The organism is Halomonas korlensis, assembly GCF_900116705.1.
Classification (GTDB): domain Bacteria; phylum Pseudomonadota; class Gammaproteobacteria; order Pseudomonadales; family Halomonadaceae; genus Halomonas; species Halomonas korlensis.
Map to the genome: position 1 here is coordinate 548182 of NZ_FPBP01000001.1, position 26884 is coordinate 575065.

Here is a 26884-nt window from a genome sequence, read left to right on the forward strand (position 1 = left end):
ATGGCCACCTGAGGAAAAGGAGTCGGCGTGACAACGTACGGACCCACGCAAGACGCCAATGAAACCCCGGCAGGCAACGACAAGCTCGTGGGTCTGCTGGCCAAACTCGACGAAGCCACCACGCTTCTCACGAACTCTCGCGAGTTTGCCAAACCGGCAAAACTCCCGCGGGTGTTCGATACCGCTCGACGTGTCTTGCTACAGGAAGGCGGTGCCGCCGCCATCGAAGCACGCGCTCAGGCCCTGGAAGAAGCCGGTGTGTTTGTCGGCTCCGACTGGGAAACCCCTCAGTACCTGGTCCCCTCCCTGACGACACATTCGCTCAAGAGCACCGACACCAACACCGTGGTGATCGAAGTGCTCAGTGAACTGCGCCTGTTGGCGGTGGCCAAGGGCGATTATCTGCATCCGCTGATATCATCCGAACAGGCCCATCACTATCTCACTCAGGTATTGGCGCTTAACCTGTCGCTGTTGTTTGGTACGCCGAGCGAGGCCGAGCGCGAATCGCAGGGCCGCCTGGCGCAGATTCCTCGCCATCTGTTTCATCACCTGGCCGACCGGATCGGCTACGAACACATCATCGATCGGCTGATTGACGAGATCTGGCGAATCCTGCAACAGCGCCCGATTCTGGTTGAGCCGGTCAAACAGATGATTACCCAGATCGCCATCTGCCAGGCCAACCCCGAGATCGACCTGGGTGTCAGCGGCCAGGGGGCCGACCGTCTGGTCAGCTCCCTTTTTGGTCCTACCCAGGCATGTCGGGAGGATCCTGGCGTTGAGGTCTATCGCGAACGCCTCGTGAGCATGGATAGCTCGGCACTGCAGAGCGAAGCCACCGGTTTTGCCCGTGCCATGCACGACACTGGCCTGGTATCGCCCTACCACACGGTGCTGCTGCGCCATCTGCTCGACCACAGCGACCATCTGCTGTCCGAGGCGCTGGGGCTCTCCTCGACCGGCCGTGACTGCCTGCTCTGCTACCACGAGCTGGTCCATGCGCTGATACGGGCCGGCGTCCATCCGACCACCCCCCAAGCGGTCTATGGGCTGACGCTGACGCTCGAGCGCGGCATTCTCTATCAGCCGCCCGTGGCACCGGCGATGTGGCGCCAACTGGGGTTGAGCCTCAGCGAGTGGTCGAAGGCACGCTTGAATCTGGCCTTTGGTGATTCCGTTTCGCCCCGCGCCCGCCTGGTGGAAGGCGTGCTCTGCGTCCTGGGTCTTCCGCTCGGCGTCGGCCAGGGCAACAACCCCACCTGTCAGTCGGCCCGCGCCCTTTCGATGTGGGCCTACAACGATCCGGACTATCTGCTGCAGATGGTGGCCTGGGCGGCGCGTGATGACGATATCATCATGCACTTCGAGGGCATGCCGCTTTCCTCCATGGCCAGCCTGTCCGGCGTCGCCACGGAACTCCCCATGGACCTAGATCCGGTATCGCTGATCGTCGTCCCGCACCTGGATCGTATCTATGCCGAGATGGTCAGGCGCTGCATCGGCCGCGAAGGCGACCCGCACCGCTGGGTCAATCCTGAATTCCACGGCTGGTGGTCGGGACGCGGCTTTCGCATCAATGTCGACGTCGCCACCGGCCAACTGGACGAGCTCGATGCGTTTTTGCGCCACTTCTACGCCAGCTATCATCCCTACTACAACGGCAACCAGCCGCTGATCCATCCGCAACCCGCGGGCATTGCGGTCACCGACAGCGCGGCTCGCTTCATCGGCTGGCACGCCATTACGATACTGCGTGTGTCACTGGATCCTGACGATGTGATGCGGGTGTACTTCTTCAATCCCAACAATGACAGCGGTCAGGATTGGGGCGATGGCATTCAGGTCAGCACCGCACGTCATGGCGAACGCTTCGGCGAATCCTCGCTCCCCTTCGAGGAGTTTGCCTCACGGCTCTATATCTTCCATTACGATCCGCTTGAGCGCGGTGAACTTGCCGAGATTACCCAACAAGAACTCGACCGCGTGATCGGCCATATCCATCGCAGCTGGGGAGCCAACCGGATTCCGCCCACGAACCTGCAAGCCTCGATGGGTCCGGAAGGCGCTTGATCGATCCCGGCGGCGGCTGCCGCCGGAGCCTCAATCGGCACCTACGGGATAACGATGCCGTAGCCAGCGCGCCCAGAGGGGCGCAAAGAGCATGAGCGCAACCATGCGCAGCAAATGGTGAAAGACCACGAATACCGGATCGACGCCCAGCGCCACGGCCAGTATCGCCATCTCGCCAATCCCTCCCGGGGCAAGCGCCAACAGCGCCACATCCCGCGGCACGCCCACCCAGTGATGGATGAGTTCGGCGAAGCCCGCCAACACCACCAAGGCCAGTAACGTGGCCACCGTGGCCATGCCCAGATAACGTCCCAGACGACCTTTCGACATCCCGCGAAACCGCGAGCCGATAGCGCTGCCCAGCACCCAGAGCATCAGGTTCATGCCCCAAGCGGGGAGTTCGAGGCTGGCGATATCAAAGCCCGAGAGCAGTGCTGCAAAGATCAGTGGCGCCAGCAGTGCTGGCGTGGGCAATCTTACACGGCGACCGAGGGGCAACAGTAGCGGCAAGGCCAATAACATCCACGGTGCCGCAAGGGTGCTCGGGCTCGCCATCGCCTGACCCCTGGGTCCCTCGAAGACCCAGAACAGCGGTGGCAGTATCAAAACCACCAACACCACCCGCAATGACTGCGCCACCGCGATGCGCCGCGGGTCGCCCCCGCAACTCTCACCCATCAGGATCATTGCCGTCATCGCACCGGGCGCCGAGGCAAACCAGGCGCTCACCGGATCGAAACCGCAACGACGGTACCAGGCCGCGGCAATCGCCGTTGAGGCCGCCACCCCGGTCAGCAGCAAGGCCGCCGACAAGGGCCAATCGGCCACTCGCTGGGCCAGATCGGGCGTGACCTGGCTGCCCAACACCAGGCCCAGCACCCCGAGAAACGCTTCACGCAGCCGCTCAGGCACCGCGACTTGCATGCCCCTGGCCGACATCGCGATATTGGCGACCAGAGGCCCCAGCATCCAGGCCAGCGGCAGCCCCAGGAAATGAAACAGCACCCCACCGACCGCCCCGACACCAAGCGACCTCGCCAGCGCGACTCGAGTAGTCTGCTTCATATTCCACTGCACTTTCTGCTGCACTCGCGACGCCTTCGTTACTCGGCTAAACAATCCATTATGTCATAATGCCGTCCGCGCCACTCGCCTCAGGATCCGTCATGCCACGCCTCGATCAGCTCCTCGTCGCACAGGGCCTGGCCCGCTCACGCACACGGGCCCAGCGGTTGATCCGCCATGGCCGGGTGAGCCTGGCCGATGGCCATCGCGTGCTGACCAAGCCGGGAGAAAAGCTGGCGGACGACACCCGGCTACGGGTCGTCGAGGACCCGGAAGATCGCTATGTATCACGCGCCGGGCTCAAGCTCGAGGCGTTGCTCGAAGACATCGGCCTGCGTCTGGATGACATGCAGGTACTGGACGTGGGGCAATCCACCGGGGGCTTCACCGATTGCGCGCTGCGCTACGGCGCACGTCATGTGATCGGGGTGGAGGTCGGTCATGGGCAACTCGACCCGCAACTTCGATGCGATCCGCGGGTAACCTGCATGGAGGGCATGAATGCCCGCACCATGGCCACCGATCCTCGCCTTCTCGACACCCTGTCACGCCATGGGGCGAGCGCGCCCGACCTCGCCGTCATGGATGTCTCTTTCATTTCCCAGACGCTGATCCTGCCGGAGCTGGCTGCCTTGTTGTCTCCTGGCGGCGCGCTGCTGAGTCTGGTGAAACCGCAGTTCGAAGTCGGCCCCAGCGGCGTGAATGCCCGCGGCCTGGTCACCCAACCGACCCGTCGCCACCGTGAAGTGGCGCAGCGAATTCACCGTTGCTGTGAGGAAAACGGCCTGAGCATCCAGCACTGGCAACCCAGCCCGCTGCTCGGTGGCGACGGCAACCAGGAATTCCTGCTTTACGCTCGACGCGAATAAGTCGGCGCTCAGCGCGAAGCGTCACCGGCCTCTACCTCGCCGGGATCGCCCTTGGCACCCGGGGGCGGATGCACAGGCCGGGGCATCGGCGCGTTTGGATCACTCTCTACCTTCTTCGCTTTGCCATCCGCACGGTGCAACCAGACGTCGAGCTGGTTAAAGGCGATATCGACATCATGGTCGGCAAACAGCTCACCGACCCGGCAATTTATCTCATCGGTGGCAAACAGCCGGTCGCCCAGGCTGTTGACGAAGATGCGCAGCTCGAATTTCAGCGTGCTGTCGCCGTAGCTCATGAAGAACACCTGGGGCTCGGGGTCGGCCAGCACGCGGGGATTCTCGTCAGCCGCCCGGCGCAACAGCTGATGGACCAGACGATGATCCGAGCCGTAGGAGACACCATACGTCAGTACGACACGCGTCACCGTATCGGAGAGCGACCAGTTGATCAGCTGGTCGGTCACGAAGGTCTTGTTGGGAATGATGATCTCCTTGCGATCGAAATCGGTCACCGTGGTCGCGCGGATACGGATCTTGCTTACCGTCCCCGTCAGGTTGCCAAGCGTGATGGTGTCGCCGATACGCACCGGTCGCTCGAAGAGAATGATCAACCCCGACACGAAATTGGCGAAGATCTCCTGCAGGCCGAAGCCCAGACCGACCCCCAGGGCCGCCACCAGCCACTGCAACTTGTTCCAGGAAATCCCCAGCGTGGAGAGCCCCAATACCAGCCCAGTACCGAGGATCGTATAGGAAAGCAGTGATGTGATGGCATAGGCACTACCTTGCTTGAGCTCGAGGCGTGACAGCACCATCACCTCGAGCAGGCCCGGCAGATTGCGTGCCAGCATCAACGTCAAGGCAATGATCAGGAGTGACGTGAAGATATCCGCCACCGACAAGGTATCGGTGATCAACTCGCTGCCTTCGCCTTCGCCACCGCCCCAGAGCGCCACGCCCTCAAGATACGCCAGCACCGAAAGAAGATCCGCCCAGACCAGATAGAGCAGCAAGACCATGCCGATCAGCAACAGCAGTTTCGACAGACGCAAGGACTGCTGGTTGATCTGCTCCATGTCCAACGGTGGCTCCTCTATCACCTCCAGGCCGCCATCGGCCCCTTCCTGCGCCTGGACGCGACGCCTGGCGAGCGCACGCTTGAAGGCCAACCGCCGCGCGGCGACAGCCAGCCCCCGCACCACTGCAGCTTCTACCAGTATCCACAGCCCCAGCAGGTAGAGGGTGATGACAAAATGCTCCACCAGACTCAGTGCCGTGTACTCGTAGCCGAAAATGATCAGGCCAGCCAAGGCGAGCGGCACCAGTGCGATGACCAGCCCCAGGACCAGCCTGAACAGCTTGATGCCGAAGAAAGGGGTGTGGGCAAGGATAAGCCTTGCCAGCAGCACGCACATGGCTACCAGCCCCACAAGCAGCACGCCCAAGGCCACGGGTCGCTGATTCAGGCTGATGTCGCCGTCACGTGCCAAAATCGACACCAGCAGCACTGGCACCAGCGCCACACCCAACCATTGCAGCAACCAGCGCAAGCGACGCACATAACCTGCCGGCCAATGGAAATGCTTGGTCGCCACGCCATCGGGCACCAGCAGCCGACGCGCCCAGGCGATGACCGCCCAGGCGGCAGCCAGGTGCCAGCAGGCCTGGCCAAGCTTGATCGCAATGCCTTGCCCTCCCGCCACGAATGCCACGCCCAGCCCCGCCAACACCAGGGGTCCATGTAGCGCCAGCAATGCGTTCAATACGATCGCCTGCGGTGTGTGGGCCTGACTATCGCTGCGTAACCGGCCAATCTGATCATGCAGCACCGCCAGACGTCGCTTGATACGCCCGCGGCTCCATAACAACAGCCCCGACACCACCAGGAAGGGCAGGCCGAAAAGCGCCTCAGGACGCGGGACCCGCCAATTCATCGGCAGGGCCCCGCGCCATTCGCCTTGTTGCCATTCATTGGCAAGCAAGGAAGGCAGCTGACCCAGCCAGGACAGGCCCAGCGGCCGACGATTGGCGACCCAGAACAGCTGCTCATCGATGGTGGCTCGCAACTCGTGAGAATTTTCCAACACTTGCTGCTGATTGAGCTGCAGCTCAATCGCCACGCTCAACAAATTGCCATAGGTCTGCTCGAGCTGATCAACCAGTTCCCGGCGCGACTGGTAAAGGCGTGCCAGGGAAGCCACCAACTCGGGGGTAGCCTCCATGTCGGCCTCACGCAGCCGCTCTCGTGCTAACTGCTCACCCTGGCGTAAGGCGTCTCGCTGGCCGGCCAGGTCGAACTGGCGCAGACGCTGGTCGGCAATTTCGTCCTGAAGACCTCGGCGAGCCTCCACCTGGGGCAGCGCCCTACGCTGTTCGCGAAGTATGCGCGACAACAACAGGCTGCCCCGAATCGCACGAATCTGTTCGTTGAGGCTGCGCTGGAGCTGGCGGACCTTTTCGAGTTGACTGCGCACCAGCAGGCTCTCGCGGACCAGATCATTGCTGTGATCGCTGGCTTTCAACAGCTCAAGGCTGAGCTCGCGATTGGTTCGAAGAGCCTGCTCGAGCACGGGATGGCCGGCGGCGATCATCGGATCGTTGCGTGCCGCATCCGCGATAGCCTGCTCCGCGACCAGACGCCGCTTGCGGTCAATGACGCTTTGCAGAACCCCTAGCGTCATGCGCTGTCGCGCCACCTGGTGGGTCAGCAGATCACGTTGCTGCTGAGCCAGTTCGCGCAATTGGGTATTGGTCGCCAGTTCTCGCTGATGAAGGCGCAGCTGCAGCTCCGCCAGATGTCGCGAGACACGCAGCTCCAGCAACCGGGCATCGTTTTCGTTAAGCGCGGTGGGCTCGAGATTGTCCAAGGCGCGACGAGCCTGCTCGGAGGCCTGCATTGCCTCGGCAATGGCTCGCTGAGCGCGTTCCGGCAGCGTCTGGGCTGCCAACAACTGTGCGTTGACCTCAGCCAACCGATCCTGCCGCTGCTGGAGTTCAGCCTCTGCTTCCTGTTGACGCGCCTCCAGTTGCTTCAGCGGCAAGTCATCGAGGTCGGTCGCGGAAATCAGGGCATCGCCGTCTTCTTCCGCAACGCGCTCACGCTCCAGACGCAATACCTGTTCCGGCGCCCGTTCGACACGCTGGTTGAGGTTGGCGAGGCGCTCCTCGGCCTGGGAGATCTGCTCCAGCATCGAAAGCACGGCCTGGAGTGCCTGGATGTCCTGCAGTACGGCGTCAGTGGGCGTTTCTCCCTCCTCGGGCTGTAACTCGGCCAGACGTTGCGCCACTTGCTCACGCTCGGGCAGCGATTCGTCGGCCACCGCCAGGCCGGCCGTCCCGACGATCAATGCCAGCCAGAGAAACAGGTAGCCAGCAATACGCGCGACCCGCCGCCCGAATGAGGGTAATATACATCGCATTATTTTCATCAACCTTCCTGGCGGTTTCGGCCGTATGAGGACCTGCCGATTCTCGGCTTACCGGAGTCGCAAGACAATGCATCAGCGGTTCGACCAGTTGACTTGGTTGTACGGAATGGTAGAAACGTCGTTCATACGCCGCATGGGGTCGTCAATCCAATGAATGTGACACGCTCATTCCCCCTGTTCGCCCTCTCGCTGGCCCTCGGGGCGCAGCCATTGGCAGCGCAGGCACAAGAGCCACCGCTCTCCGATGCAGAACGTGCCGCGATTCAGTCACGCATCGAAACGCTCAATAATGAGCTCGAGTCGCTGCGTCGCCAGCTGAGCGAGGAACAACGGGGCACCGACCCGGCCTCCGTTAAAGTCGCGCCTGCCTCACAGGTATCAGACGTCTCACCCGCCCCTGAAGAGGAGCTGGCCAGTGTTCAGGAACGCCGTGAGCTTGAACGGGAATCCGCCAATAACCCCTTCTCGATCACGACTCACCGGCGCAATTATCTGCTGCCGCTTACCTATAACCTCAATCCCAACGACAAGGGCTTCAGCTCCGGCGACCCCGATCGTGCCGAGGTCAAGTTTCAATTCAGCGCCAAGTTCAATCTGGTCGACGACCTCTTCGGCGACGCAGGAGGGGATCTGTACTTCGCTTACACTCAGCGCAGCTGGTGGCAAGCCTACAACGCCGATTCCTCCTCGCCTTTTCGCGAGACGAACTACGAGCCGGAAGTCTTTATCGACTTCGATACCCGATGGTCACTGCTGGGCTGGACCAACATCTACAATCGGCTGGGCCTCAGTCACCAGTCCAACGGGCGTTCCAGCGAACAGTCACGCAGCTGGAATCGAGTCACCCTGCAGTCGACTTTCCTGAACGATGACTGGGCAGTGACAGTGGCACCGCACTGGCGGATACCCGAGTCCGAGGATGAAGACGACAATCCCGATATCCATCATTACATGGGCTATGGTGACGTCACGGTGGCGCATCGCTTCAATACCGACCAGGAAGTCAGCATGCTGGTGCGGGGCAGCCCCCGCGACGGCAACATGGGAGCCCAGCTCGACTATTCCTGGCCCCTGTTCGGCAATGTGCGCGGACATGTGCAGTATTATTCAGGCTACGGCGACAGCCTGATCGATTACGATCATCGTACCCAGCGTCTCGGCATCGGCTTCAGCCTCAATCCGCTGTTTTCCGGTAACGGTCTCGACCAGTGAAGGTCTCTCATCGGAAAGTCTATTACTGAAGAGAAAGCGCATTGAACTCACCCCCGCTGCTGCTATGCTGAGCGTGTCATTCACCATCCAAGGAAGACCCCATGGCTAACCGCCTGCCCCATGCCAGTGAATCTACCAAACAATTAAGAGAAGACCTGCAACACCTCACGCAGACCGTCGAAGAACTCGTGAATGCCACTGCCGACGACTCCCGGAGTAACATCAAGGAGTTGCGTAGCCGGGCCGAGACTCATCTGAAGAATACCCGTGCGCGTCTCGAAGCTCGTGGCGAGCGGCTTTATGGTGAAGCACGCGAAACCGTTACCGAGCAGGCCGATGTGCTGGACGATTACGTTCACAAGAACCCCTGGACCAGCATCGGTGTCGGCACCGGGGTAGGTGTCCTTATCGGTATGCTCATCGGGCGGCGCTGATGGCATCGAGCCTGGGCCCGACGCAACGCCTGTTCACTGCCGGCAAGCGCTTGCTGAACAGTCTGCTGGCTACCGGCGAGACGCGTCTGCGCCTCGCGGTACTGGAACTCGAAGAAGAACGTGCGCGGCTCGTGACGCTGCTGTTGCTGGCCGGATTGAGCTTGATACTGCTGATGCTGGGTCTGGGCGCGTTGACCACGCTGATCATCGTGATCTTCTGGGAAAGCCATCGCCTGACGGCCATCGCGGTCAGCGCGGTGGTACTGCTGCTCAGCGGCGCCGGCGTGGCGGCTTGGGTGATGCAACTGGCGCGTCGTCGTACGCTGCTGGCCAGCACACTGGCTCACCTGGCAACCGACCGCGAGCTGTTGGAGTATCGGCGTGATACCTAGAGTGAAGGCGAGTCGCCCCCCTGTTATCACCAACGACGTACCCATCAGCCGTGCCGAGCGCAAGGCACGGCTGGAGGCCAGTATCGAACAGCAACGCATCGACATCCTGGTGGAAGCGAGCCGCTGGAAAGACGCGAGTCGTCCTCTGGACGATGCATGGCGAGGACTGATGCGTTTCAAGGGCCCGCTTTATGCAGTTGGGGGGTTCCTGCTGCTTCGTGGGTCGCGTAAACCCGGCGCGCTGGCGCGCCTCACCCACCGCGTGGAGGGCGGCGTCATCCTGTTCAATCGTGCACGTCACTTGCTGCGCATGCTTGATTGATGCCGTGCCTGTTTTGCTAGCCGTGCTTCTTTCTCTAACTAAGCCCAAATGACCCATTACAGCCATCGTGCTGACAGGAGCCCGCCATGGCCATTGCTCTCACCCTGCACCTGCTCGCTGCACTCATCTGGGTCGGTGGGATGTTTTTCGCCTGGCTGATTCTCAGGCCGGTTGCCGCGACATTGCTCGAGCCGCCCACCAGACTGACGCTGTGGCTTGGGGTATTCCGGCGTTTCTTCCCCTGGGTATGGGGCACCATTCTCATTCTGCTCGTCAGCGGGTTCTGGATGCTCTTCGGGGTCTTTGGCGGGATGGCCGGCGCCGGTTGGCATGTCCACCTGATGCTGGTCACCGGTCTCGTCATGATGGCGATCTTTCTGCACATCTGGTTTGCCCCCTACTCGCGTCTGGGACGCGCCGTGGGTAAGGAAGACTGGGCAGCAGGCGCCAAGCAGCTCGGGCAGATACGCCAGCTTATCGGGCTCAACCTGATCCTTGGGCTCGTCACCGTGGCAGTGGCCTCAGGCGGGCGTTTTCTCTGATTCAGCTTGTCGCTTTCACTACGCCCTTCTCACGACTCGACGTTGCCCCCTGCCCCACCAAGGCTGAAACATTCAGCGGCACACTGATAGTAAAAATAGGTAAAAACAGGGCAGCAAAAGGGCCGCCTCCCTGGGGAAGGCGGCCCTGCAAGCGTCGAGCCGTGTCAACGAGTCACTTGTCTTAGCTGCTGGTCGACTTCTTGCTCTTGTCGGTCTGCCGCTGACTTTTCTGTGACGCATCGTCAGCTTCTTCCTGGCCCTTCTGGAGGGTACTCTCTACCTCTTCCTGGCCCTTCTGGAAGTTTTCCTGAAGCTGCTTCTGGCCCTTCTGCATGTTCTCTTCGAGCTGCTTGCGGCCCAGCTGCATGTTCTCCATCGTCAGCTGCTGAGTCTCCTTCAGGTATTCCTGGCTCAAGGAACGGATCCTGTCGGCATCTTCCTTCAAACGCTCGCTCATTTCCCGGACAGCCTGCTGCTGCTGCTCGATCACCTGCCGGAAACTTTCGGAATCTCTGACTTCAAGCCAGGAGCGAGATTGCGCCAGGCTGGTATCGGCAAACGCACGAACGGCATCGAACTGTGCCGAAAACAGTTGTTCAAAATAATCTGTGGTCAGTGCCCCGTAGGCACGCACCGGCTCGACGATGGAATTTTCGAACTGCTCGGTGGCTCGCTCAGTCGCCTGATTGGCGTCTGTCTTGGTCCTTTCAGCGCTCATCTAACCTCTCCTTGTCGTGTAGCAACTCAAGTAAAGTAACTACATTAGTGAACTAATCACACAGTGAAGTCACTACTAAAGCAAAATGTACTAACAGCATGCATCACCTCAAGAGGGCTGATGCTATCCGAGCCAACAATGTAGTAGAAGTATGAACCCCAAGCTGGCAACGCCATTCTTACTCATCGAAGCGATACCTGCCACTACACTAACTAAAGTATAATCGTTCGCCACCATTCTGTCCGTGCGGTACCACACCCAAATGCTGCATAACAGCAAATATTTCGTTATATAGAGAGAACAAAGACTTCTTCAAGCCGCAGCGCAGTCATATTGATTGCTAGAACGACTCCCCGCACGCGACCCCCGATGCCCAGGCCCATTGAAAGTTGTGTCCGCCGAGCTCGCCGGTAACGTCCAGCACTTCACCAATGAAACGCAACTGGGGCAGCGACACGACTTCAAAGGTCCGCGATGAGATCGCTCGCGTATCGATCCCTCCCATCGTGACTTCGGCGGTTCGCCACCCTTCCGTTCCGGCAGGTTTGAGCCGCCAGGCTTTCAGCCGCTCGGCCCATTCTGAAAGCGCATGATTGGAGCGTTCGGCCAGCATGCCGTCGGCTCCGTACCACTCGATCAATGCCTGGGCGAGCCTCTTGGGCAACTGCTCGGCAAGCCAGCCCGAGAGGCGGCGCCTGGGCGTTTGGCGACGCGCCGCTGTCAGCGCCTGGTAGGCATCGATACCGGGCAACAGGTTGATGATAAGCTCATCGCCTGGCATCCAGACGCTGGAGATCTGCAGCATCGCCGGCCCCGATAGCCCGCGATGGGTAAACAGCATCGGCTCGTGATAGCAGCGATTTCGGCAGCTCACGCTGACATCACAACTGACACCCGCCAGGTCCGCCACGCGCGACTTCCACTGCGAGGTAAGGGTGAAGGGCACCAGAGCCGGACGAGTCTCGGTGACCTCCAACCCGAACTGACGGGCGATGCCATAGCCGAAGCCGCTGGCGCCCATCGAAGGAATCGACAGGCCACCGGTCGCCACCACGACGGCCCCGGTATCGATGCGTCCCGATGATGTCACCAGGCGCATGCCCTCACCCGCCGGCTCGATGCCCTCCACCACCGTCTTGAGACGTATATCGACACCGGCCCACTGACATTCGGTCAACAGTACATTCAGCAACGCCTTGGCCGAATCCGCACAGAAGAGCTGACCGGGCGCCTTTTCCACATAGTCGACGCCGTGACGCTCGACCAGCTCGACGAAGTGCTCCGGCCGATAGCGCTTGAGCGCCGAGATAGCGAAATGGGGATTGGCCGAGAAAAAATTCGCCGGCTCAGTGGCCAGGTTAGTGAAGTTACAGCGCCCTCCTCCCGACATCAGGATCTTCTTGCCGGCCTTGTTTGCGTGATCCAGCACCAGCACACGCCGGCCCGCATAGCCGGCCGTCAGCGCGCACATCAGGCCGGCCGCACCAGCGCCGATCACCACGACATCGGGTTGGGAGGTCATGCTTCGTCACCATCGAGGTTTTCGGGGAAAAGCGGCAGGAAGTCTATCAGAACGATGAGGGGCGTCCATCGCAGTACCAGTCATCGTAGCACGGTAGTGCGCTCATCTTTTTAACTCTCATATTTAGAACCGTCATCTTTTAACTTTCGCGAACAGCAGTGGTGCATTTCGAAAGCATTACGAAAAACTCATATTAATGAATGCTTTTTCTCAGACATTCCGAGCGATACGCCTTGCCAGAAAATAACAAGTATGCCTACTATAACATATAGACAATTAAGCAAATTTAATGTTACTAGTGCCATCACGACTAACAATAACCATATATAAAACAATAAGTTGGTTAACACCAGTACGCAAGGAACCGTGAGGGGAGGTCAGATGCAACACCATGATTATGTCTTGGTTGTCGTCAGGAACCTTCAGCAGGCTAATGACGATGACTATGTGAAAGTCTTGCGAAAACAGGGCTATAGGGTTGAGGTAGTGCCGGCCGGCGAGGACCCCATCCCTATCATGTTGGCACGCCCGCCTATCGCAGCGTGCTTCCAGTTCGACTATCCGGACCTGCAGGGGCTAACCGACTTGCGCCATGCCAAGCAACGTGTCGCCTCGGTGCCTATGCTGATGATCACCCAGGCGCACTCCGAGCATCTTGCCGTCTGGGCTTTTCGCTGCCGTGTCTGGGATTACTTCGTTCACCCCATCGATATGCCACGCTTTCTTGCCGTGCTGGAATCACTGCGCCACACCAAGCTGTCGGGCAATCCATCCCCCTCGCCCAACGGCCACCCCGAACCGATCAGCTCGCTGGATAGCCAGAATGCGATCCCTCACGAAGCGCGCCTGCGCTGCCCCCCGCCGGAAAGCGGTCAGGCGCATATCGACCGTGCCATTACCTTCATCGACAAGAACCTGCATCGCAAGATCGCCCAGTCGGAGGTCGCTGACAGCTGTCACCTCAGCACCTTCCAGTTCAGCCGCCTGTTCAAGCGTCTAACCGGCAGCACCTTTCAGGATTACGTCTTGCACCGCCGCATCACCGAGGCCAAACGGCTGCTCGCCAACCCCAGGGTGTCGATCACCGACGTCTGCTTTACGGTGGGCTTCAGCGACCTGTCCTATTTTACCCGCACCTTTCAGCGCTATGTGGGACAGCCACCCTCGCGCTACCGGGTAGGCATGACCGAAGCGACTTTTTCGCCATCGGCTCCGCCAGAGACTGCCCCTAAGAATGACGACATAAAATCCGTAGCACGCGCCGAAATTCCTGAACCCGACACCTCCCCCTATCGATCCTGAGGGAATTGGCCAGGAAGGCCGATTCGCTAATCCACCAGTACCGGGATACGCGCCAGGATCCCGAAGTTCTCGCCACCGGTCTGCCCCTTGGGCTCATGATAGGAACAGCTCGGCAAGAAGTAGATAGACTTGTCATGCCACTCCGCTAACTGGCCGTCCGATTCCCGCAGGTTGAACTCATCGACGAACGAGCTCCAGCGATTCAAACCGCTCGGGTCATTGCTGGTCCAAGTCCCCGGTGACGGGCTATCGGTATCTTCCGAAGGGATCGCCATCTGGGTGGGGGCTCCGGGGTTCTTGTCAGTGGGAAGGTTGTCGATCTGGCTGACTGGAGAAGCCGTTATCCACACGACATTGAGCTCTACCGCCCCAACCAGTGGGTTCTTGGGGGAAACGCCCCCTTCGCAATCGATCACCGGTAACGCCATGCTCCACGGTTCCTGCTGGTTGGTCTTCTCCACCCAACAATCATAAAGCAGCTTGTAGGCTGTCTCAGCCTGACCATTGATAGTGGAGATGTCCTCACCAAAACGCATCTCCTCGGGATTACCATCACCGCAGACCAAATCCTTAAGATCGCTGGCGCTACTCGCCCCGCTATCGTCGTGTTCAAAGTTGGTCCAACCGCCAGTCTGGTCGCCCTCGGGGATAAAACGCCCCACGTCACAGGAATATTCCTCGCCATCTTGGAGAGCCTGTTTGCACATGGCGATCGGCTGGTCGGTATCCTCCGGCCTCAGCGCCCCGGCAAAGCCGATATAGGCCACCGCTCTCGACTGGACCTCGTAGCCATCGAAGCCGAATATCTGCCCGAAGAAGGCCTCCACCTTTGTCTGCTCCCGAGCGGTGACCACTTCCACCGCATTGATGAAGTCGATGTCCAGATCCAGTTCCTGAGTCGTCCTGTTGAACAGGTCCACTGGATATGGTGAATCGTTGGGGGTAAAAGTACGCGTGCTGAAGCTCCAATGACCCCGTAATGCACTGACCACTTCCACCGCGCTTTTCTGGCTGTCATTGGCCTGGGCCGCGTCGGTGGCTACCTTGTTGGCGCTATCGATGGTGGGGTCGGCAATACCGTCATTGACGCTGCTGCCGTCCTCCAGGTACAGCATTCGGGCACCGGCCAGCGCCCCGGCATCAGCAGCGTTCTGCAGCTCGTTTCGGGCCACATAAAGATTACCGCCATCCACTGCCAGGGCCGTAAAGCCAAGCAACACAAACAGAGAGACTGCAAACAGCACCATGGAGACACCGCGCTGACCGCGAGGTGAGCCGAAACGGCTCCGGGAATTGGCAAGAGATAGTTTCATGGTCATTCCGCCCGCATCACTGTGATGGATGAGAGATTCAGCACGCCGCCGAGATCACCGATAAAGCCCGGTAACACCAGGTACTGATAGGGATAGTCGACAGTGACGGTGACATCGCTGCCCGGCGACATGGCCTCATCAGAGCGCTCGATGGCGATATCCATCTGGGCTTCTCCGCCCAACGAGATCAAATACTGCTCGGCATAATCTCGGACTGCCTGCTCGATGGCAGCATCCTCAGCCGCTAGGTCACGGGTTCCCAAGCTCTCGATAGGAGGACGAAAAAGAATCCCGGTCCGCGCCCCCTCGCGGCTAGCATTGGTCAGCGTAGCCTTGTCGAACAGGGCGACACTGAATTCGATGATGCCGAACAGCAGGATAAACAGCAGGGTCGCTGAAATGGCGAACTCAACGACTTCCGCTCCTTTCTGCCTGTGCAACGAACGCCCCATTTTCATGGTGATATCTCCTTATGTGCCAAGCTTAATTGGCTACTGGACCGCCCTGGCGGCGCATCATGTTGTCCAGGCTGCGCGCGTTCTCGCTGGCCGTGACGTAATAGGCCGGCGACAGCCGCATGGCTTCCTGGTAAAGGCTCATTGCCTGCTCGAAGCGCCCTTCCAGCATCGAGATATAACCAATGTCGTTGTAAGCCTTGGCACGATCGCCATTTCGCCCCACCGCCTCGACGGCGAACTCATAATCACCTTCGCGGGCATAGACCAGTCCCAGGTTGCGCCAGGCCAGCTCATAACGCGGATTGGCACTGACCGCCTCGCGCAATGACGCGCGCGCCCCCGACCAATCACCGGCCAGGTACCGCGAGTAGCCCAGATTATTGAGCACGCGCGGCATGCCGGGGCTGACTGACAGGGCGCGCCGGAAATGCTCGGAGGCCTCGTCATGCTTGCCCTGCATATCGGCAATCACCCCCAGCGCATTGTGGGCCTGCCACGGCGCGTCGCCGCGCGCCGCGATGGGCCGCAACTGCTGCTCGGCCTCGTCGTGCTTGCGCTGCTGCAGCAGCACGATGCCAAGCCCCGTCCCGGCGCCGCTGTGTCGCGGCTCGAGATCCAGCGCCCAGCGATAGGCCAGGCTGGCCAGCTCATGGTTCTCGCGACCATGGTGGATCGTGCCGATGCGGTATAGCGGCTCCGCCTGGGGGCGTTTCTCAAGCTTCAGGCCGCGCAGGTATTCGAACAGCGCCCTGTCATCATCGCCGGAACGAATGGCCGCCTCGCCGTTCTGGTAGGCCTCGGCAGGCGATACGACAGGGAAGGCCGTGCTGTAGGCAGCATTGGAGCCGCCATCGTCGAGGACGCCGTAGTCATTGCCAGCGCTATTTCGCGAGTTGCTGGCACAGCCGCCCAGCACCACGACACACAGAACAACGGCGAATACTTTGGTAGTGCGATGTAGATGGGTCATGACGGTTTCTCCCTGGTACCTTGTTTTGTAATTCGTTATTCGTCTTACGTTTGCGTTGTTCTCAGCGGCCGGCAAAAGCCGCCATCACGCCAAGCAGTGCTGGCCCCAGAGCTACAACGAGAAAGCTGGGCATAATGCAAAAGATCAGCGGGAACAGCATTTTGGTACTGACCTTGGCCGCCATCTCCTCGGCTTTCTGGGTGCGCTTGTCGCGCAGCTCCACGGCATAAAGGCGAAGAGTTGTGGCGATGCTGGTGCCAAAGCGCATGCTCTGCAGTAGCGTCGTCACCAGCCCGCCAATATCCTCGACCCCGGTACGCTCTTCCAGGTCGCGCAGCGCCGCCTTGTGGTCCATGCCGGCACGGGTCTGCATGCTGAACATGTTCAGTTCGTCGGCCAAATCCGGATGACTGATTTCAAGATCCTGTGCCACGCGCTGAATAGCAGCCCCCAGACCTAACCCTGCCTCGGTGCATACCACCAGCAGATCCAGCGCATCCGGCAAGCCGCGACTTACCTGACGAGTACGGTGGCGTACCGCTTTGTCCAACCAGAAGCTCGGCAGCAGGTAACCTGCGATCGCCAAAAAAACCAGCAGGAGGATGCTGGTGCTGAAAGGCACCCGCACGAAGGGCAGCACCACTATCATCAGCAAGGGCGGCACTACCATAAGCACCAACCGGCTGCCATAGAAAACGTTCAGCGCCCCGGGTGAGCGCTTTCCGGCGCGCCGCAGTCGCTGCGCAATGCGATTCCTTGCGTCCTCTTCGGTGGGGATCAAGCGCTCGCCCATCGGCCCTAGCCACTGGCCGAGACCTGATCCCGAAGCCTTTGCTGCCCCGCCACCATCCGAAGCAGCGACAGCTTCAGCCTCCAGGCCACGCAAGCGTCGCCGCAAGGGGTCTGACAGGCCCACGACCAGCAACAGCAGGGCGATCATCAAGGCGAAGATGGTCAGGCCCAGCAGCACCGAGAAGCCAAGCTGGACCTTTTGCGGATCGGCGATCCACTCGTCGAGCAATGCCATTAAAGGGAGTAGTGCGTCCATATCAGGGCCTCTTCATACGTCAATGCGGATCACCCATCGCAGCCACAAAATTCCTACAACTATCATCGCAAACGACGCCATGACGATTTGTCGGCCGAGCGGATCCTCGGTGAGCATGGGAATGAAATTAGGGTTGGCAAGCGTCAGCACCCCAGCGAGCGCGAACGGCAGCAGCGAGAGGATCCAGCCGGCCATCTTTCCCTCGGCAGTGAGCGTGCGCAGCTTGCGATTAAAGCGGAACCGATCGCGGATGACCGCGGCCAGGCCATCGATCAGCTCGGCCAGATTGCCGCCGGTCTCCTTCTGGAGCAGCACCGAGGTCACGAACACCATCACCGTGACACTCTCCACCCGCTCGAGCAGTCCGTTCATGGCAGTGCGTAAATCACCGCCATAATTGATCTCCATGAAGGTGATGCGAAACTCCCCGGCGACCGGCTCGGCCATCTCGTCGGCGACCAAGCGCATGGCATCGCTGAACGGGTGCCCGGCGCGCAGCGCCCGCGACATCACGATCAGCGCATCGGGGAGTTGCTCCTCGAACTTGGCCAGGCGCTGGCTGCGTGCCCTCAGCAGGCGTATGAAAGGGAAAGCCAAAATCGCCAGCCCGAGCAGAATCCCGAACATCGGATTCGGCAGCAGGTGGAATCCCGTGAACCCTGCAATGCCCCCCAGGCATACCGCGTACAGCACGACGCGGTAGGCCGGCGTCTCCTTGCCCGCCTGTTCGACCAGGCGCTCGAGGCGCTGCATGCCCGGCAGTGATTCCAGCGTCCGCTCCAGCGGGCCGAGGTCGCGCAGGTACTTTTTCCTGACCAACGACACCTGCTGCGGGCCCTGCTCGCGCGAGATCGCATGCATGCGCTTCTTGAGCCGCTTGCGCGACTGACGGTTCTCCCCGAACGCCGGCACGATGAAGCTCTGCATCAGCAGGAAGGCGGCGATGAACACCATGCCGATGAAGATCGCCCCATCGGAGAGCTCGGGAAGCAAGCGGCTCAGCTCCATGACCGCCGGCCCCCACCGATCTGGAATACCTCGAGGCCCGGCGCCATGCCGCGGCGCTTCAGGTGATCGTAGAAGCCCGGCACCACGCCGGTCGCGGCATACTCGCCGATGACGTTGCCCTGCTCGTCGACCCCGTTGCGCTCGAAGCGGAAGATCTCCGACATGGTGATGATGTCGCCTTCTTGGCCGTTGATTTCCTGGACGCTGACCAGCCGGCGCTTGCCATCCTCCAGGCGCTCGACCTGCAGCACGACGTTGATGGCCGAGGCGATCTGGGCGCGCAGCGCCTTGGCGGGCAACTGGAAGCCGCTCATGGCCACCATGCTCTCGATCCGCGTCAGCGCATCACGCGGCGTATTGGCGTGGATGGTAGTCAGCGAGCCGTCGTGGCCGGTGTTCATCGCCTGCAGCATGTCGAAGGCTTCGCTGCCGCGCACCTCACCGATGATGATGCGATCCGGGCGCATGCGCAGGCTGTTGCGGACCAGATCGCGCTGGGTCACTTCGCCCCGCGACTCGATATTTGGCGGCCGGGTTTCCAGACGCACCACATGGGGCTGCTGCAGCTGAAGCTCCGCCGAGTCCTCGATGGTGACGATGCGCTCGCGATGCGGAATGAAACCCGAGAGGATATTCAGCATCGTCGTCTTGCCGGCGCCGGTTCCTCCCGACACCAGCACGTTGAGTCGTGACTTGACCACCGCCTCCAGCAGCTGAGCGATTTCGGCATTCAGCGAACCGGTCTCGATGAGGTTATCGACGGTCAGGCAATCGACCGCAAAACGCCGGATCGACAGCATGGGGCCGTCGATGGCCAATGGCGGCACGATGGCGTTGACGCGTGAGCCGTCCTTGAGTCGAGCATCGACCATCGGCGAGGATTCATCGATGCGCCGCCCTACCCCCGAGACGATGCGGTCGATGATGGTCATCAGGTGACGGTCGCTGTCGAAGCGCAAGGTGGTCTGTTCCAGCTTGCCGTTGCGCTCGACGAAGATCGGCGTCGTGCCGTTGACCAGGATGTCCGAGACTGTCTTGTCGGCCAGCAGAGCTTCCAGCGGCCCCAGGCCCAGCACTTCATCCTGCAGCTCGGTGACGATGCGCTGGCGCACGGCGGCATTGAACGGCAGTGCCTCTTCGCCCATCAGCGATTCGCAGACCTGCTGGATCTGCAGCCGCGCCTCTCGTTCATCGAGACTGCCCAGCAATGACAGGTCCAGCACCTTGACCAGCTTGCGGAACAGCGCCTGCTTGCACTCCTGCTCGGTGCGCGTGAGCGCTTCACCGCCGCTGCGTGAGGCCTTGAGTCCCCAGGAAGCGCGGGGCATTTCCGCGCTGCCTTCACCGCCCAGTCTTTCGCGTAAGCTCATCGCCCTGTCTCCCTAACCGCTGTTGTTTGGAGCAATTGTTCGGTTCAACCAGAATTGCCTGGTGAGTTATAAAATGAGTTATAAATGCCGTCATTCATGCCGTTACCAGGACCGTTACTAGTGCCGTGCCCAGCGCAGCAGCGGCCATTTTTTCTTTGTGCGCTCGGGCGTGGTTGACGAGTGGCTGTCGCTATCCAGCGATCTGGCCAGCGCCCCAAGCTGGCGGGTCACCGGCGCCTTGCGCGCCAGGTCACGCAGCGGACTGCCCACGTTGATGCTGTGGGTGACCCGGCGAAAATCGTTGGGCAGCGTCAGCACCGGCACCCCCGGAAGCGTCTCGCGGATATCCGAGAGACCCACCGCATTGCGCTTGTCGTAACGGTTGACGACGATGGTCAGCCGCGTGGCCGTCAGCCGCAGTTCGTGGCGCAGGATGTCGCGCAGGCGACGCGCATCGCGAAGGTGCGCGACACTCTGCTCCATCACCATCAGGACGTGATCGGAGCGCTCGAGCACCGTGGCGGTGGGCCCGCTGATCCAGCGCGGCAGGTCGATGACGACATCGTCGTAGACTCGGCCGAGGACTTGGATCAATTGATCGATGCGCGACTCCGGCACCTCGGCGATGGTCACCATGTCCTCGGGAGACGACGCCAGCAGGTCCAGCCCGCTCTCGTGGCTCTGCACATAGCCTTCCAGCGCCATCTCATCCAGGCTATCGGCGGCCTCCAGGGCCCGCACCAGGCCGTTTTCGGGGGTCAGGTTGAGATACAGCGGCAGCGAGCCGAACTGCACATCCAGATCGATCAGCATCGTGCGTCGGGCGCGGCAGGCCAGGATATGCGCCAGGTTGGCCGCCACCACGCTGGCCCCCGAGCCGCCCTTGGCATTGATCACCGCCGTCAGCCGCGCCGACTTGCGCTGGGGGTCGGCGACCCGGTCGCGGGTCAGCTGACGGATGAACTGGGTGATCTCGCCATCGTCGATGGGCGGCGAGAAGAAATCGCGAGCCCCGGCGCGCATCGCCAGGCGAATCAAGTCGACATTGCCCTTGGGCCCCACCACCAGCAGCGTCGGGCGCTCGCTGGCCGCTCGCTCGCAGAGCGCCGTCAGCTCGGCCTCCCAATGGTCGCTGACCAGCAACACCAGGGCGTCGGGCAGCGGCGTGACGTCATGCAAGGGATCGGCATGACCATTGACGATCACCTTGGTGGTGACGTCGATGTCGCCCTGGCTACGCAAAAGCGTCTCCAGGAAGCCAAGCTCGTCGCGGGCACGTCCCGCCAGCAGTAAGTTGAGTCGATAACGCATGCCGTTTTTCCTACCTGTGTGTTGCCGGGCTACTGCTAATTGGAAGGCGCAGGGATCGCCGCTTATCGCGTCTGGCCAGGTGGTCGTCATGGGATGAGCGTCATGGCAAGACGGAGCCCATGCTGCCGCGCTGGGCGTCGCTCGCCGACTTTCGATACGCGCGCATGGCCTCGGCCGCCTTGTCACCACTCATCGGCGTCACCTCATCGCCGGGGCGATAGGTCTGCAGCTCTTTCATGTGGCGTACGCTGTCGCCGTAGGGCGGCAGGTCAGCGCCCGGCTGCGCGGCGCAGCCCATCAGCAGGGCGCTGCCTGCGGCCAGCACGCTCAGCCGTATCGATGCGCGTAGCCCGGTGGTTGCAGGTGTGCGATGTGAGGCATGTTGAGAGGCGCATTGCGAGGCGCGCAAAACATCAGAAAAGCGAATCATGAGGTGATCTCCCGAAGCGTCAGCATTAGAGGTCATGGCCGAAGCGGCCTTCCGTACCGCCGTCGTCCCGGCTGGTCATCAGTTCCAGCTCGACACCGGACGCGCGGCGCGGCGCCGGCGAGCCATCGGTGCCTTGACCCGTCGAGCGCCCAAGCAGGTAGAACTCGACATCGCTGGGCGCTACGAAAGAGCCGGTCGGCAGCCGCACCTGCTCGCTGTCGTAGGAACGCGCCAGGCGGGGCGTGACGAAGATCACCAGCTCGGTCTGCTCCTTGACGAATTCCTGGCTGCGGAACATCGCCCCCAGCACCGGCAAATCGCCAAGCCCGGGGAACTTCGAGACGTTCTCGCGCAGGCTCTCGTTGAGCATGCCGGCGATGGCGATGGTCTGGCCGCTGGCAAGCTCCACGGTCGAGCTGGCGCTGCGCGTGGACAGTGCCGGCACCAGGAATTGGGCGTTTGACTGGCTACCGACGCCGATCTGCAGGCTGTTGGCCGTCACCAGATCAGAGACCGAGACATCGACCTGGAGATTGATGGCGCCGGAATTCAGCACCACCGGCAGGAAACGCAAGCCGACGCCGAACTCCTTGTGGTCGATGGTGATCTGCCCATCGCCCTGGGGTACCGGGATCGGGAATTCGCCCCCCGCCAGGAATTGCGCCTGCTGGCCGGTCAGGGTGGTCAGGTTGGGCTCGGCGAGGATCTTGGCGATACCTTCACGGTTGGCGGCATCCAGTACCAGGTTGAGCAGATAGTCGCCCCGCTGGTAACTGGCGAATATCCCGGTGTCCTCGATGGAGCCCATGTTGGGCGCGAACTCGCTGACGACCGGCCCGACGGGCGTTCCCCCGCCAAAGACGGGAACTCGTCCGCCGCCATCAATGCCTGTGAATTCGGCATCCGGAAAACTCGCGCCGCCCACCGCACCACCGAGGCGCAGCGCCGAAGAGCCGACGTTGAAGACATTGAAGTTGGCTTCCAATTTCTTGACCAGTGAGCGCGAGACCTCGGCGACCTTGACGTCGAGCATGACCTGCTGGGCGCCACCAACCTCCATCAGATTGAGCACCGTCTCGTCCTCTCCTTCGCCGCCTCCCTCACCGGGCATGGCGAAACGGCTCGCCAGGCGCAGCGCCGTGTCCATGCGTTCGGGGCTCGACACCTCGCCGCTGAGCACGATGCTGCCCTGCGCCGACTGCACCTGGATGTTCTCGTCGGGCAGCATGTCGTGCAGCTGCTGCTTGAGGGCATCGAGATCGTGGGTCACCGCGACGTTGAGCACGCCCTGCACCCGCTCTTGCTCATCCCACAACACCACATTGGTGGTGCCCAGCGACTTGCCCAGCACGTAGATCTGCTTTGAATCCATCACCACGATGTCGGCGATGTCGGGATTGCCCACCGATACCACGCGCACCGAGCGGGGAAACTCCAGCACCTGCGACTTGTTGATGCCGACCGCGACCGCCACCTGGCGCCCCTCATGGGGCATGGCCACGCGTCGCTCCGTGGTTTGTGCCGTCGCCTGCGACACCCAGCCGATGGTGAGTCCCAGCAGTAGCGCTATCGACCACCCTTTCGCCCGCCCCATGTGTGTCATCCGTTGCCTTTGCATGTCATTTCCCCGCCAAGACGTGTCGTGTTGTGTTTATCGTGAATATCGAGGTTATCGATGCCGGTCCGTCAGTTGCGGACATTGACCGAGCTCTGCTGGGTACCGCGGATTACCTCTACCCGCCGCTGTACGGGCGCCCGCACCACGCGTGGCTTGGGTTCCGCCACCGGGGCGGGCTCGGCAACGCCCAGGTTGCTGCGCTGGGCCGCCAGGAAATCATCGTCGTCGTCTTCCTTTTCAAAGGGGTTGCGCAGCGTCAGCTGGACCTTGCCCTCCTGGGTCGCCTCGACGAGCGTCTCGGCCTGGTCCGGCGATACCTCGACGGTCACCGCCCGCACGATCATTGGCCCATCGCGCTCCTGGGAGGCCGTCTGGTCGACCGCGAGCACCTTGATATTGCGCAGGATGGTGTTTGACTCGAGGTTGCGGTTGCTGCCGTTGCGCCGGGTCGAGACCACATCCACGCGGTTGCCCGGCAACAGGAAGCCGGCCACCCCGACCACGTCGTCGACACGCACGGTCATTGCCCGCATGCCCTTCTCGAGCAAGGAGGCCAGGGCGCTGCCGCCCATATGCTCGGCGACCCGCCCCTCGAGCACGATCTCGCCGGGGTAGATGACCTGGTTGCTGACCCGGCCGACCACGCTGTCGAGCTCCGTGAAGCTGCCCGCGGGCACAGCATCGGGGGGCAGGTCGATCATGCGCAGGTCGGATGCCTGTACCGTTTCCCCGAAGGGGATCTGCAAGGTCGCCACCACCACCTGCGCCATGTCGTTCATGGCGTCGCGCTCGCCGGTCCTGTCCTGCATCCAGCCCTTGGCCAGCATGGCCGCGCCGGTGGCCATCATCACCGAGACGCCCAACATCAACACGATGCCTTTCTTTTTCATGATGCCTCCCCCTCGGGGTCGCCGAGTTCGCCAAAGTAGTTATGCCAGGCCCAGCTCAGGGCCTCGTGGGTCAGTTGCCCGCATTCGCCTTCCCGGTAGCGCAGGTAGTCCTGCGCCAGGCCGATCAGGTCGCGAGGATGGCAAGGCAGCAGCGGCACGCCAGCGCGCCGGTGCCAGTCGTCGACCAGCACGCTTGCCAGTGCCGCGTCAAAATCTAAGTCCTGCTTCTCGCACTCCTGCTGCCAGATGCCGAGGTACTCGGCGCGAGCGAGCGGCGAAAAGCGAATCTTGTAGCCGATACGGCGCAGGAAGGCCGGATCGGCGAGCGCCAGCGGATCAAGGTTGGTAGACAGCACCAGCGCCACGTCGAAGGGCACCTGGAAATGCTGGCCGTTGCTCAGGGTCAGGTAGTCATGGCCCTCTTCCAGCGGCACGATCCAGCGGTTGAACAGTTCCATGGGTTCCATCCGCTGGCGGCCCAGGTCGTCGATCACCAGCATGCCGTTATTGGCGCGCAGCTGGACGGGCGCAAGATGAACGCGCGTGGCCGGGTCGTACTGGACGTCGAGCATGTCGAGGGTCAGCTCGCCGCCGGTGATCACGCAGGGTCGGCGACAGCGGATATAGCGCGGATCGTGGCCGTCTTCCATATACAGCCGTGACATGGGCGAGTCGTCGCTCGCAGCGAGCGGCTCGTGCACGGCCGGGTCGAAGCAGCGCAGCGCCTTGCCGGCCACCAGGATGGCGTGGGGCACCAGCACGCTGCCGGGCAGCAGCCGCGACAGGCGCTTGGCGATGAAGCTCTTGCCGGTGCCGGCCTCGCCGTGGATGAACATGGCGCGCCCGGAGTGCAGCGCCGGGCCCAGCTGGTCGAGTTTTTCGGGCGCGATCACGGTATCGGCGAAGGCGGCGTGAACCTCGCGGCGCCCGATGCCCACCGCGCTCATCGCCTGGGCCTTCACCTGTCGTACGTAGCTTTCAAGCGGCACCGGGGCCATGCCCGCATAGCCGTCGCGGGCAAAGGCCTCGAGCGCGCCTGCACGGCCCCGGTCGGTCAGCCCGAAGCGCAGCGCGCCATGCTCACCGACGCCGCGCACCTCGACGCGCCCCTCGTCGCGCAGGAAGTGACAGACCTCCTCGATGATCGCACCCGACAGCGCAGTGCCACGGCTCAGCCGATGCAGGTCCAGCACGCCGTGTTCGAAAAGCTGCTTGGAGAGCAGATCGGCCAGGTACAGAAGCTCAAGCCCGGTTTCCGCCACCGACCCCGGCCGCGCGGGCCCGGACGCTGTACGGCCGGTGGTGACGTTTTGCAAGCTTGACGCTGACTGGTTCATATGTGCCCTCACGCTGCGTTATATCGTGTCGATTTATTAACAAATGGCCTGGCAATATCCGCTTTTTTATTTCTTTATTCTCGTCAACTAAGCCAGCGGCCATTGCCAGATCATCCATCCGGTCGTTCCCAACGCAATTGCTACTGCGAAGGGAAACTTTCGCCCCATCACTTCGCCCTTTTCCGGCGCGATATAGATCGGCCTTCCGGTCGTCACGAGTGTCTTGGCCATCAACTCATAGCGCGCCATTGGCGAAGCCGTTTGGCAAAACAGTACGGCAAACATGATATAGCCAATGGCGATTATCGATCCCGCCAGAATACTGGCCAATGCCGCTTGAAAGGCACCCAATGGTCCTAAAAAGGTACCCACTGCCGCCATCAGCTTCGCATCCCCCGCGCCGGTAAAGCCCAGCAGATATCCGGGCATTAACACCGCCATGCCCACCAGAAATCCATAGGTGGCGGCCAGGACACCGCCCGAGCCTGCCAGCGTTCCCTGCAGCAGTAGCCCAGCAGCGGCCCCGGCCATAACAAGTGTATTTGGGATCTTGCGATGTCTTAAATCACAGCAAGTTGCAGCCATGACCAACACCTGCAAACATCCACCCAACACTAATGATGAAGGCATATTACGTCATCCAAATTACCAATAAATTTTTTGAATACTGGGGACGGTGTCCGCCCCCAGTAAAAGTTTGACATTAACCTTTTTACTAAGGCGTAGCGTTGGTAAGCGCAGTCCCAATTGAACCGAACAGGGCTGAAATATTGCCTGATAATGTTCCGTATGCTGTTATAAAAGCAGCAATAATCAGGGCACAGACCAGCACCCATTCTACTGTTTCTGCACCTTCCTCATCGCGCCAAAAACGCTGCATACCGTTCATCAGCTTGTTCATGTCTTGTATCTCCACTACGTATTGAGTTGGTTTACCGCTTCTGGTCGGAGCCGGCCGGGTTGGGCAGTTTTGCCCTCCCCTGGCTCGGCTCACGGACACAGAATCGCCGTTACAATCCAGTTACGCTTGGAGAATCTTGCAGCGGTATAGAACTATCTTGCAGTGCGCAAAAACCCCGCCGCTCCAGCTACCACGCGGCATACGCGTTTCGTTAACTAATGTACAGTTATTTACAATCGGTAATATTTTACTGTCGTGCAAGGCGCGCTCGAGGTGTTTTGGCAGGGCGCGGCAGGGGTTCGGCGGGAATTGAGAAGGCGCTGGGAGCGGTGACGGACCTGCCTGTAAACC

25 protein-coding genes are annotated in these 26884 nt (G+C 61.3%); 8 read left to right on the forward strand and 17 right to left on the reverse strand.

What is annotated here, in order from left to right:
• Window positions 1–27 precede the first annotated feature (27 nt).
• A complete protein-coding gene (locus tag BM341_RS02465) occupies window positions 28–2073 on the forward strand; it encodes a hypothetical protein (RefSeq protein WP_089792541.1) in 2046 nt (681 codons plus the stop codon).
• Window positions 2074–2103: 30 nt separating this feature from the next.
• Here BM341_RS02465 and BM341_RS02470 read toward each other — a convergent pair whose 3' ends face one another.
• Window positions 2104–3138, reverse strand: coding sequence for an AbrB family transcriptional regulator (locus tag BM341_RS02470; RefSeq protein WP_089792543.1), 1035 nt, complete (start codon window positions 3136–3138; stop codon window positions 2104–2106).
• Between the two features lie 101 nt (window positions 3139–3239).
• Here BM341_RS02470 and BM341_RS02475 point away from each other — a divergent pair, with 101 nt between their 5' ends.
• Window positions 3240–4007 carry a TlyA family RNA methyltransferase gene (locus BM341_RS02475; protein WP_089792545.1) on the forward strand — a complete coding sequence of 256 codons (768 nt, stop codon included), beginning with the start codon at window positions 3240–3242 and terminating at the stop codon, window positions 4005–4007.
• Between the two features lie 8 nt (window positions 4008–4015).
• Here the strand turns inward: BM341_RS02475 and mscK are convergent, their stop codons facing one another.
• A complete protein-coding gene (gene mscK, locus BM341_RS02480) occupies window positions 4016–7426 on the reverse strand; it encodes a mechanosensitive channel MscK (RefSeq protein ID WP_089792547.1) in 3411 nt (1136 codons plus the stop codon).
• A gap of 159 nt (window positions 7427–7585) precedes the next feature.
• Here mscK and BM341_RS02485 point away from each other — a divergent pair, with 159 nt between their 5' ends.
• The 5 genes from BM341_RS02485 (at window position 7586) to BM341_RS02505 (ending at window position 10337) form a co-directional block, all read left to right on the forward strand.
• Entirely contained in the window at window positions 7586–8647 is a 1062-nt protein-coding gene (locus BM341_RS02485) for a phospholipase A (RefSeq protein ID WP_089792550.1), read from the forward strand.
• A gap of 101 nt (window positions 8648–8748) precedes the next feature.
• A complete protein-coding gene (locus BM341_RS02490; RefSeq protein WP_089792552.1) occupies window positions 8749–9081 on the forward strand; it encodes an ElaB/YgaM/YqjD family protein in 333 nt (110 codons plus the stop codon).
• The gene (locus BM341_RS02495; RefSeq protein ID WP_089792554.1) at window positions 9081–9473 is read left to right on the forward strand and encodes a phage holin family protein; all 393 of its coding nucleotides are present in this window, start codon (window positions 9081–9083) and stop codon (window positions 9471–9473) included. The genes BM341_RS02490 and BM341_RS02495 overlap by 1 nt, the downstream gene beginning before the upstream one ends.
• Window positions 9463–9795 carry a YqjK-like family protein gene (locus tag BM341_RS02500; RefSeq protein WP_245784123.1) on the forward strand — a complete coding sequence of 111 codons (333 nt, stop codon included), beginning with the start codon at window positions 9463–9465 and terminating at the stop codon, window positions 9793–9795. Before BM341_RS02495 ends, BM341_RS02500 begins: the two co-directional genes overlap by 11 nt.
• Window positions 9796–9881: 86 nt before the next feature.
• Window positions 9882–10337 (forward strand): CopD family protein, encoded by a 456-nt coding sequence (locus tag BM341_RS02505; RefSeq protein WP_089792557.1) that lies wholly within the window; start codon window positions 9882–9884, stop codon window positions 10335–10337.
• 181 nt (window positions 10338–10518) lie between these two features.
• On the opposite strand, the gene BM341_RS02510 is transcribed toward BM341_RS02505, so the two are convergent.
• Both BM341_RS02510 and BM341_RS02515 read right to left on the reverse strand, forming a co-directional pair.
• Window positions 10519–11055, reverse strand: coding sequence for a phasin family protein (locus BM341_RS02510; RefSeq protein WP_089792559.1), 537 nt, complete (start codon window positions 11053–11055; stop codon window positions 10519–10521).
• 340 nt (window positions 11056–11395) lie between these two features.
• Entirely contained in the window at window positions 11396–12577 is a 1182-nt protein-coding gene (locus BM341_RS02515) for a BaiN/RdsA family NAD(P)/FAD-dependent oxidoreductase (protein WP_089792561.1), read from the reverse strand.
• 381 nt (window positions 12578–12958) lie between these two features.
• Between BM341_RS02515 and BM341_RS02520 the strand changes: the two genes are divergently transcribed.
• Window positions 12959–13879, forward strand: coding sequence for a helix-turn-helix transcriptional regulator (locus tag BM341_RS02520; RefSeq protein ID WP_089792563.1), 921 nt, complete (start codon window positions 12959–12961; stop codon window positions 13877–13879).
• A gap of 26 nt (window positions 13880–13905) precedes the next feature.
• On the opposite strand, the gene BM341_RS02525 is transcribed toward BM341_RS02520, so the two are convergent.
• From BM341_RS02525 to BM341_RS02585, 13 genes are all read right to left on the reverse strand, one after another.
• Entirely contained in the window at window positions 13906–15126 is a 1221-nt protein-coding gene (locus tag BM341_RS02525) for a pilus assembly protein TadG-related protein (protein ID WP_245784124.1), read from the reverse strand.
• Window positions 15127–15194: 68 nt separating this feature from the next.
• Window positions 15195–15650 (reverse strand): TadE/TadG family type IV pilus assembly protein, encoded by a 456-nt coding sequence (locus BM341_RS02530; RefSeq protein ID WP_089792567.1) that lies wholly within the window; start codon window positions 15648–15650, stop codon window positions 15195–15197.
• A 25-nt stretch (window positions 15651–15675) separates the two neighbouring features.
• Window positions 15676–16620, reverse strand: coding sequence for a tetratricopeptide repeat protein (locus BM341_RS02535; RefSeq protein ID WP_089792570.1), 945 nt, complete (start codon window positions 16618–16620; stop codon window positions 15676–15678).
• Window positions 16621–16681: 61 nt separating this feature from the next.
• A complete protein-coding gene (locus BM341_RS02540) occupies window positions 16682–17668 on the reverse strand; it encodes a type II secretion system F family protein (protein ID WP_089792573.1) in 987 nt (328 codons plus the stop codon).
• Window positions 17669–17680: 12 nt separating this feature from the next.
• A complete protein-coding gene (locus BM341_RS02545) occupies window positions 17681–18676 on the reverse strand; it encodes a type II secretion system F family protein (protein ID WP_089792574.1) in 996 nt (331 codons plus the stop codon).
• Window positions 18667–20046, reverse strand: coding sequence for a TadA family conjugal transfer-associated ATPase (locus BM341_RS02550; protein ID WP_089792576.1), 1380 nt, complete (start codon window positions 20044–20046; stop codon window positions 18667–18669). Before BM341_RS02550 ends, BM341_RS02545 begins: the two co-directional genes overlap by 10 nt.
• Before the next feature lie 117 nt (window positions 20047–20163).
• On the reverse strand, window positions 20164–21357 hold the full coding sequence (locus BM341_RS02555) for a CpaE/TadZ family protein (RefSeq protein ID WP_089792578.1): 1194 nt from the start codon (window positions 21355–21357) through the stop codon (window positions 20164–20166).
• A gap of 100 nt (window positions 21358–21457) precedes the next feature.
• A complete protein-coding gene (locus BM341_RS02560) occupies window positions 21458–21787 on the reverse strand; it encodes a hypothetical protein (RefSeq protein ID WP_089792580.1) in 330 nt (109 codons plus the stop codon).
• Between the two features lie 25 nt (window positions 21788–21812).
• Window positions 21813–23405, reverse strand: coding sequence for a type II and III secretion system protein family protein (locus BM341_RS02565; protein ID WP_245784125.1), 1593 nt, complete (start codon window positions 23403–23405; stop codon window positions 21813–21815).
• Between the two features lie 68 nt (window positions 23406–23473).
• Window positions 23474–24295, reverse strand: a complete 822-nt coding sequence (cpaB, locus tag BM341_RS02570; protein ID WP_089792584.1) for a Flp pilus assembly protein CpaB — start codon at window positions 24293–24295, stop codon at window positions 23474–23476.
• The gene (locus BM341_RS02575; RefSeq protein WP_089792586.1) at window positions 24292–25632 is read right to left on the reverse strand and encodes a P-loop NTPase family protein; all 1341 of its coding nucleotides are present in this window, start codon (window positions 25630–25632) and stop codon (window positions 24292–24294) included. The genes cpaB and BM341_RS02575 overlap by 4 nt, the downstream gene beginning before the upstream one ends.
• An 87-nt stretch (window positions 25633–25719) precedes the next feature.
• A complete protein-coding gene (locus BM341_RS02580; protein WP_245784126.1) occupies window positions 25720–26217 on the reverse strand; it encodes an A24 family peptidase in 498 nt (165 codons plus the stop codon).
• A gap of 130 nt (window positions 26218–26347) precedes the next feature.
• Window positions 26348–26533, reverse strand: a complete 186-nt coding sequence (locus BM341_RS02585) for a Flp family type IVb pilin (RefSeq protein ID WP_089792590.1) — start codon at window positions 26531–26533, stop codon at window positions 26348–26350.
• Window positions 26534–26884 lie beyond the last annotated feature (351 nt).

Excerpts from the sequence above, each read along its gene's own strand:
- mscK (WP_089792547.1), bottom strand. The coding sequence starts at position 7,426 with ATGCGATGTATATTACCCTCATTCGGGCGGCGGGTCGCGCGTATTGCT.
- BM341_RS02580 (WP_245784126.1), bottom strand. The coding sequence starts at position 26,217 with ATGGCTGCAACTTGCTGTGATTTAAGACATCGCAAGATCCCAAATACA.
- BM341_RS02515 (WP_089792561.1), bottom strand. The coding sequence starts at position 12,577 with ATGACCTCCCAACCCGATGTCGTGGTGATCGGCGCTGGTGCGGCCGGC.
- BM341_RS02540 (WP_089792573.1), bottom strand. The coding sequence starts at position 17,668 with ATGGACGCACTACTCCCTTTAATGGCATTGCTCGACGAGTGGATCGCC.
- BM341_RS02535 (WP_089792570.1), bottom strand. The coding sequence starts at position 16,620 with ATGACCCATCTACATCGCACTACCAAAGTATTCGCCGTTGTTCTGTGT.
- cpaB (WP_089792584.1), bottom strand. The coding sequence starts at position 24,295 with ATGAAAAAGAAAGGCATCGTGTTGATGTTGGGCGTCTCGGTGATGATG.
- BM341_RS02530 (WP_089792567.1), bottom strand. The coding sequence starts at position 15,650 with ATGAAAATGGGGCGTTCGTTGCACAGGCAGAAAGGAGCGGAAGTCGTT.
- BM341_RS02545 (WP_089792574.1), bottom strand. The coding sequence starts at position 18,676 with ATGGAGCTGAGCCGCTTGCTTCCCGAGCTCTCCGATGGGGCGATCTTC.
- BM341_RS02470 (WP_089792543.1), bottom strand. The coding sequence starts at position 3,138 with ATGAAGCAGACTACTCGAGTCGCGCTGGCGAGGTCGCTTGGTGTCGGG.
- BM341_RS02485 (WP_089792550.1), top strand. The coding sequence starts at position 7,586 with ATGAATGTGACACGCTCATTCCCCCTGTTCGCCCTCTCGCTGGCCCTC.
- BM341_RS02585 (WP_089792590.1), bottom strand. The coding sequence starts at position 26,533 with ATGAACAAGCTGATGAACGGTATGCAGCGTTTTTGGCGCGATGAGGAA.
- BM341_RS02555 (WP_089792578.1), bottom strand. The coding sequence starts at position 21,357 with ATGCGTTATCGACTCAACTTACTGCTGGCGGGACGTGCCCGCGACGAG.
- BM341_RS02510 (WP_089792559.1), bottom strand. The coding sequence starts at position 11,055 with ATGAGCGCTGAAAGGACCAAGACAGACGCCAATCAGGCGACTGAGCGA.
- BM341_RS02560 (WP_089792580.1), bottom strand. The coding sequence starts at position 21,787 with ATGATTCGCTTTTCTGATGTTTTGCGCGCCTCGCAATGCGCCTCTCAA.
- BM341_RS02520 (WP_089792563.1), top strand. The coding sequence starts at position 12,959 with ATGCAACACCATGATTATGTCTTGGTTGTCGTCAGGAACCTTCAGCAG.
- BM341_RS02505 (WP_089792557.1), top strand. The coding sequence starts at position 9,882 with ATGGCCATTGCTCTCACCCTGCACCTGCTCGCTGCACTCATCTGGGTC.
- BM341_RS02575 (WP_089792586.1), bottom strand. The coding sequence starts at position 25,632 with ATGAACCAGTCAGCGTCAAGCTTGCAAAACGTCACCACCGGCCGTACA.
- BM341_RS02495 (WP_089792554.1), top strand. The coding sequence starts at position 9,081 with ATGGCATCGAGCCTGGGCCCGACGCAACGCCTGTTCACTGCCGGCAAG.
- BM341_RS02525 (WP_245784124.1), bottom strand. The coding sequence starts at position 15,126 with ATGGTGCTGTTTGCAGTCTCTCTGTTTGTGTTGCTTGGCTTTACGGCC.
- BM341_RS02565 (WP_245784125.1), bottom strand. The coding sequence starts at position 23,405 with ATGCAAAGGCAACGGATGACACACATGGGGCGGGCGAAAGGGTGGTCG.
- BM341_RS02490 (WP_089792552.1), top strand. The coding sequence starts at position 8,749 with ATGGCTAACCGCCTGCCCCATGCCAGTGAATCTACCAAACAATTAAGA.
- BM341_RS02550 (WP_089792576.1), bottom strand. The coding sequence starts at position 20,046 with ATGAGCTTACGCGAAAGACTGGGCGGTGAAGGCAGCGCGGAAATGCCC.
- BM341_RS02475 (WP_089792545.1), top strand. The coding sequence starts at position 3,240 with ATGCCACGCCTCGATCAGCTCCTCGTCGCACAGGGCCTGGCCCGCTCA.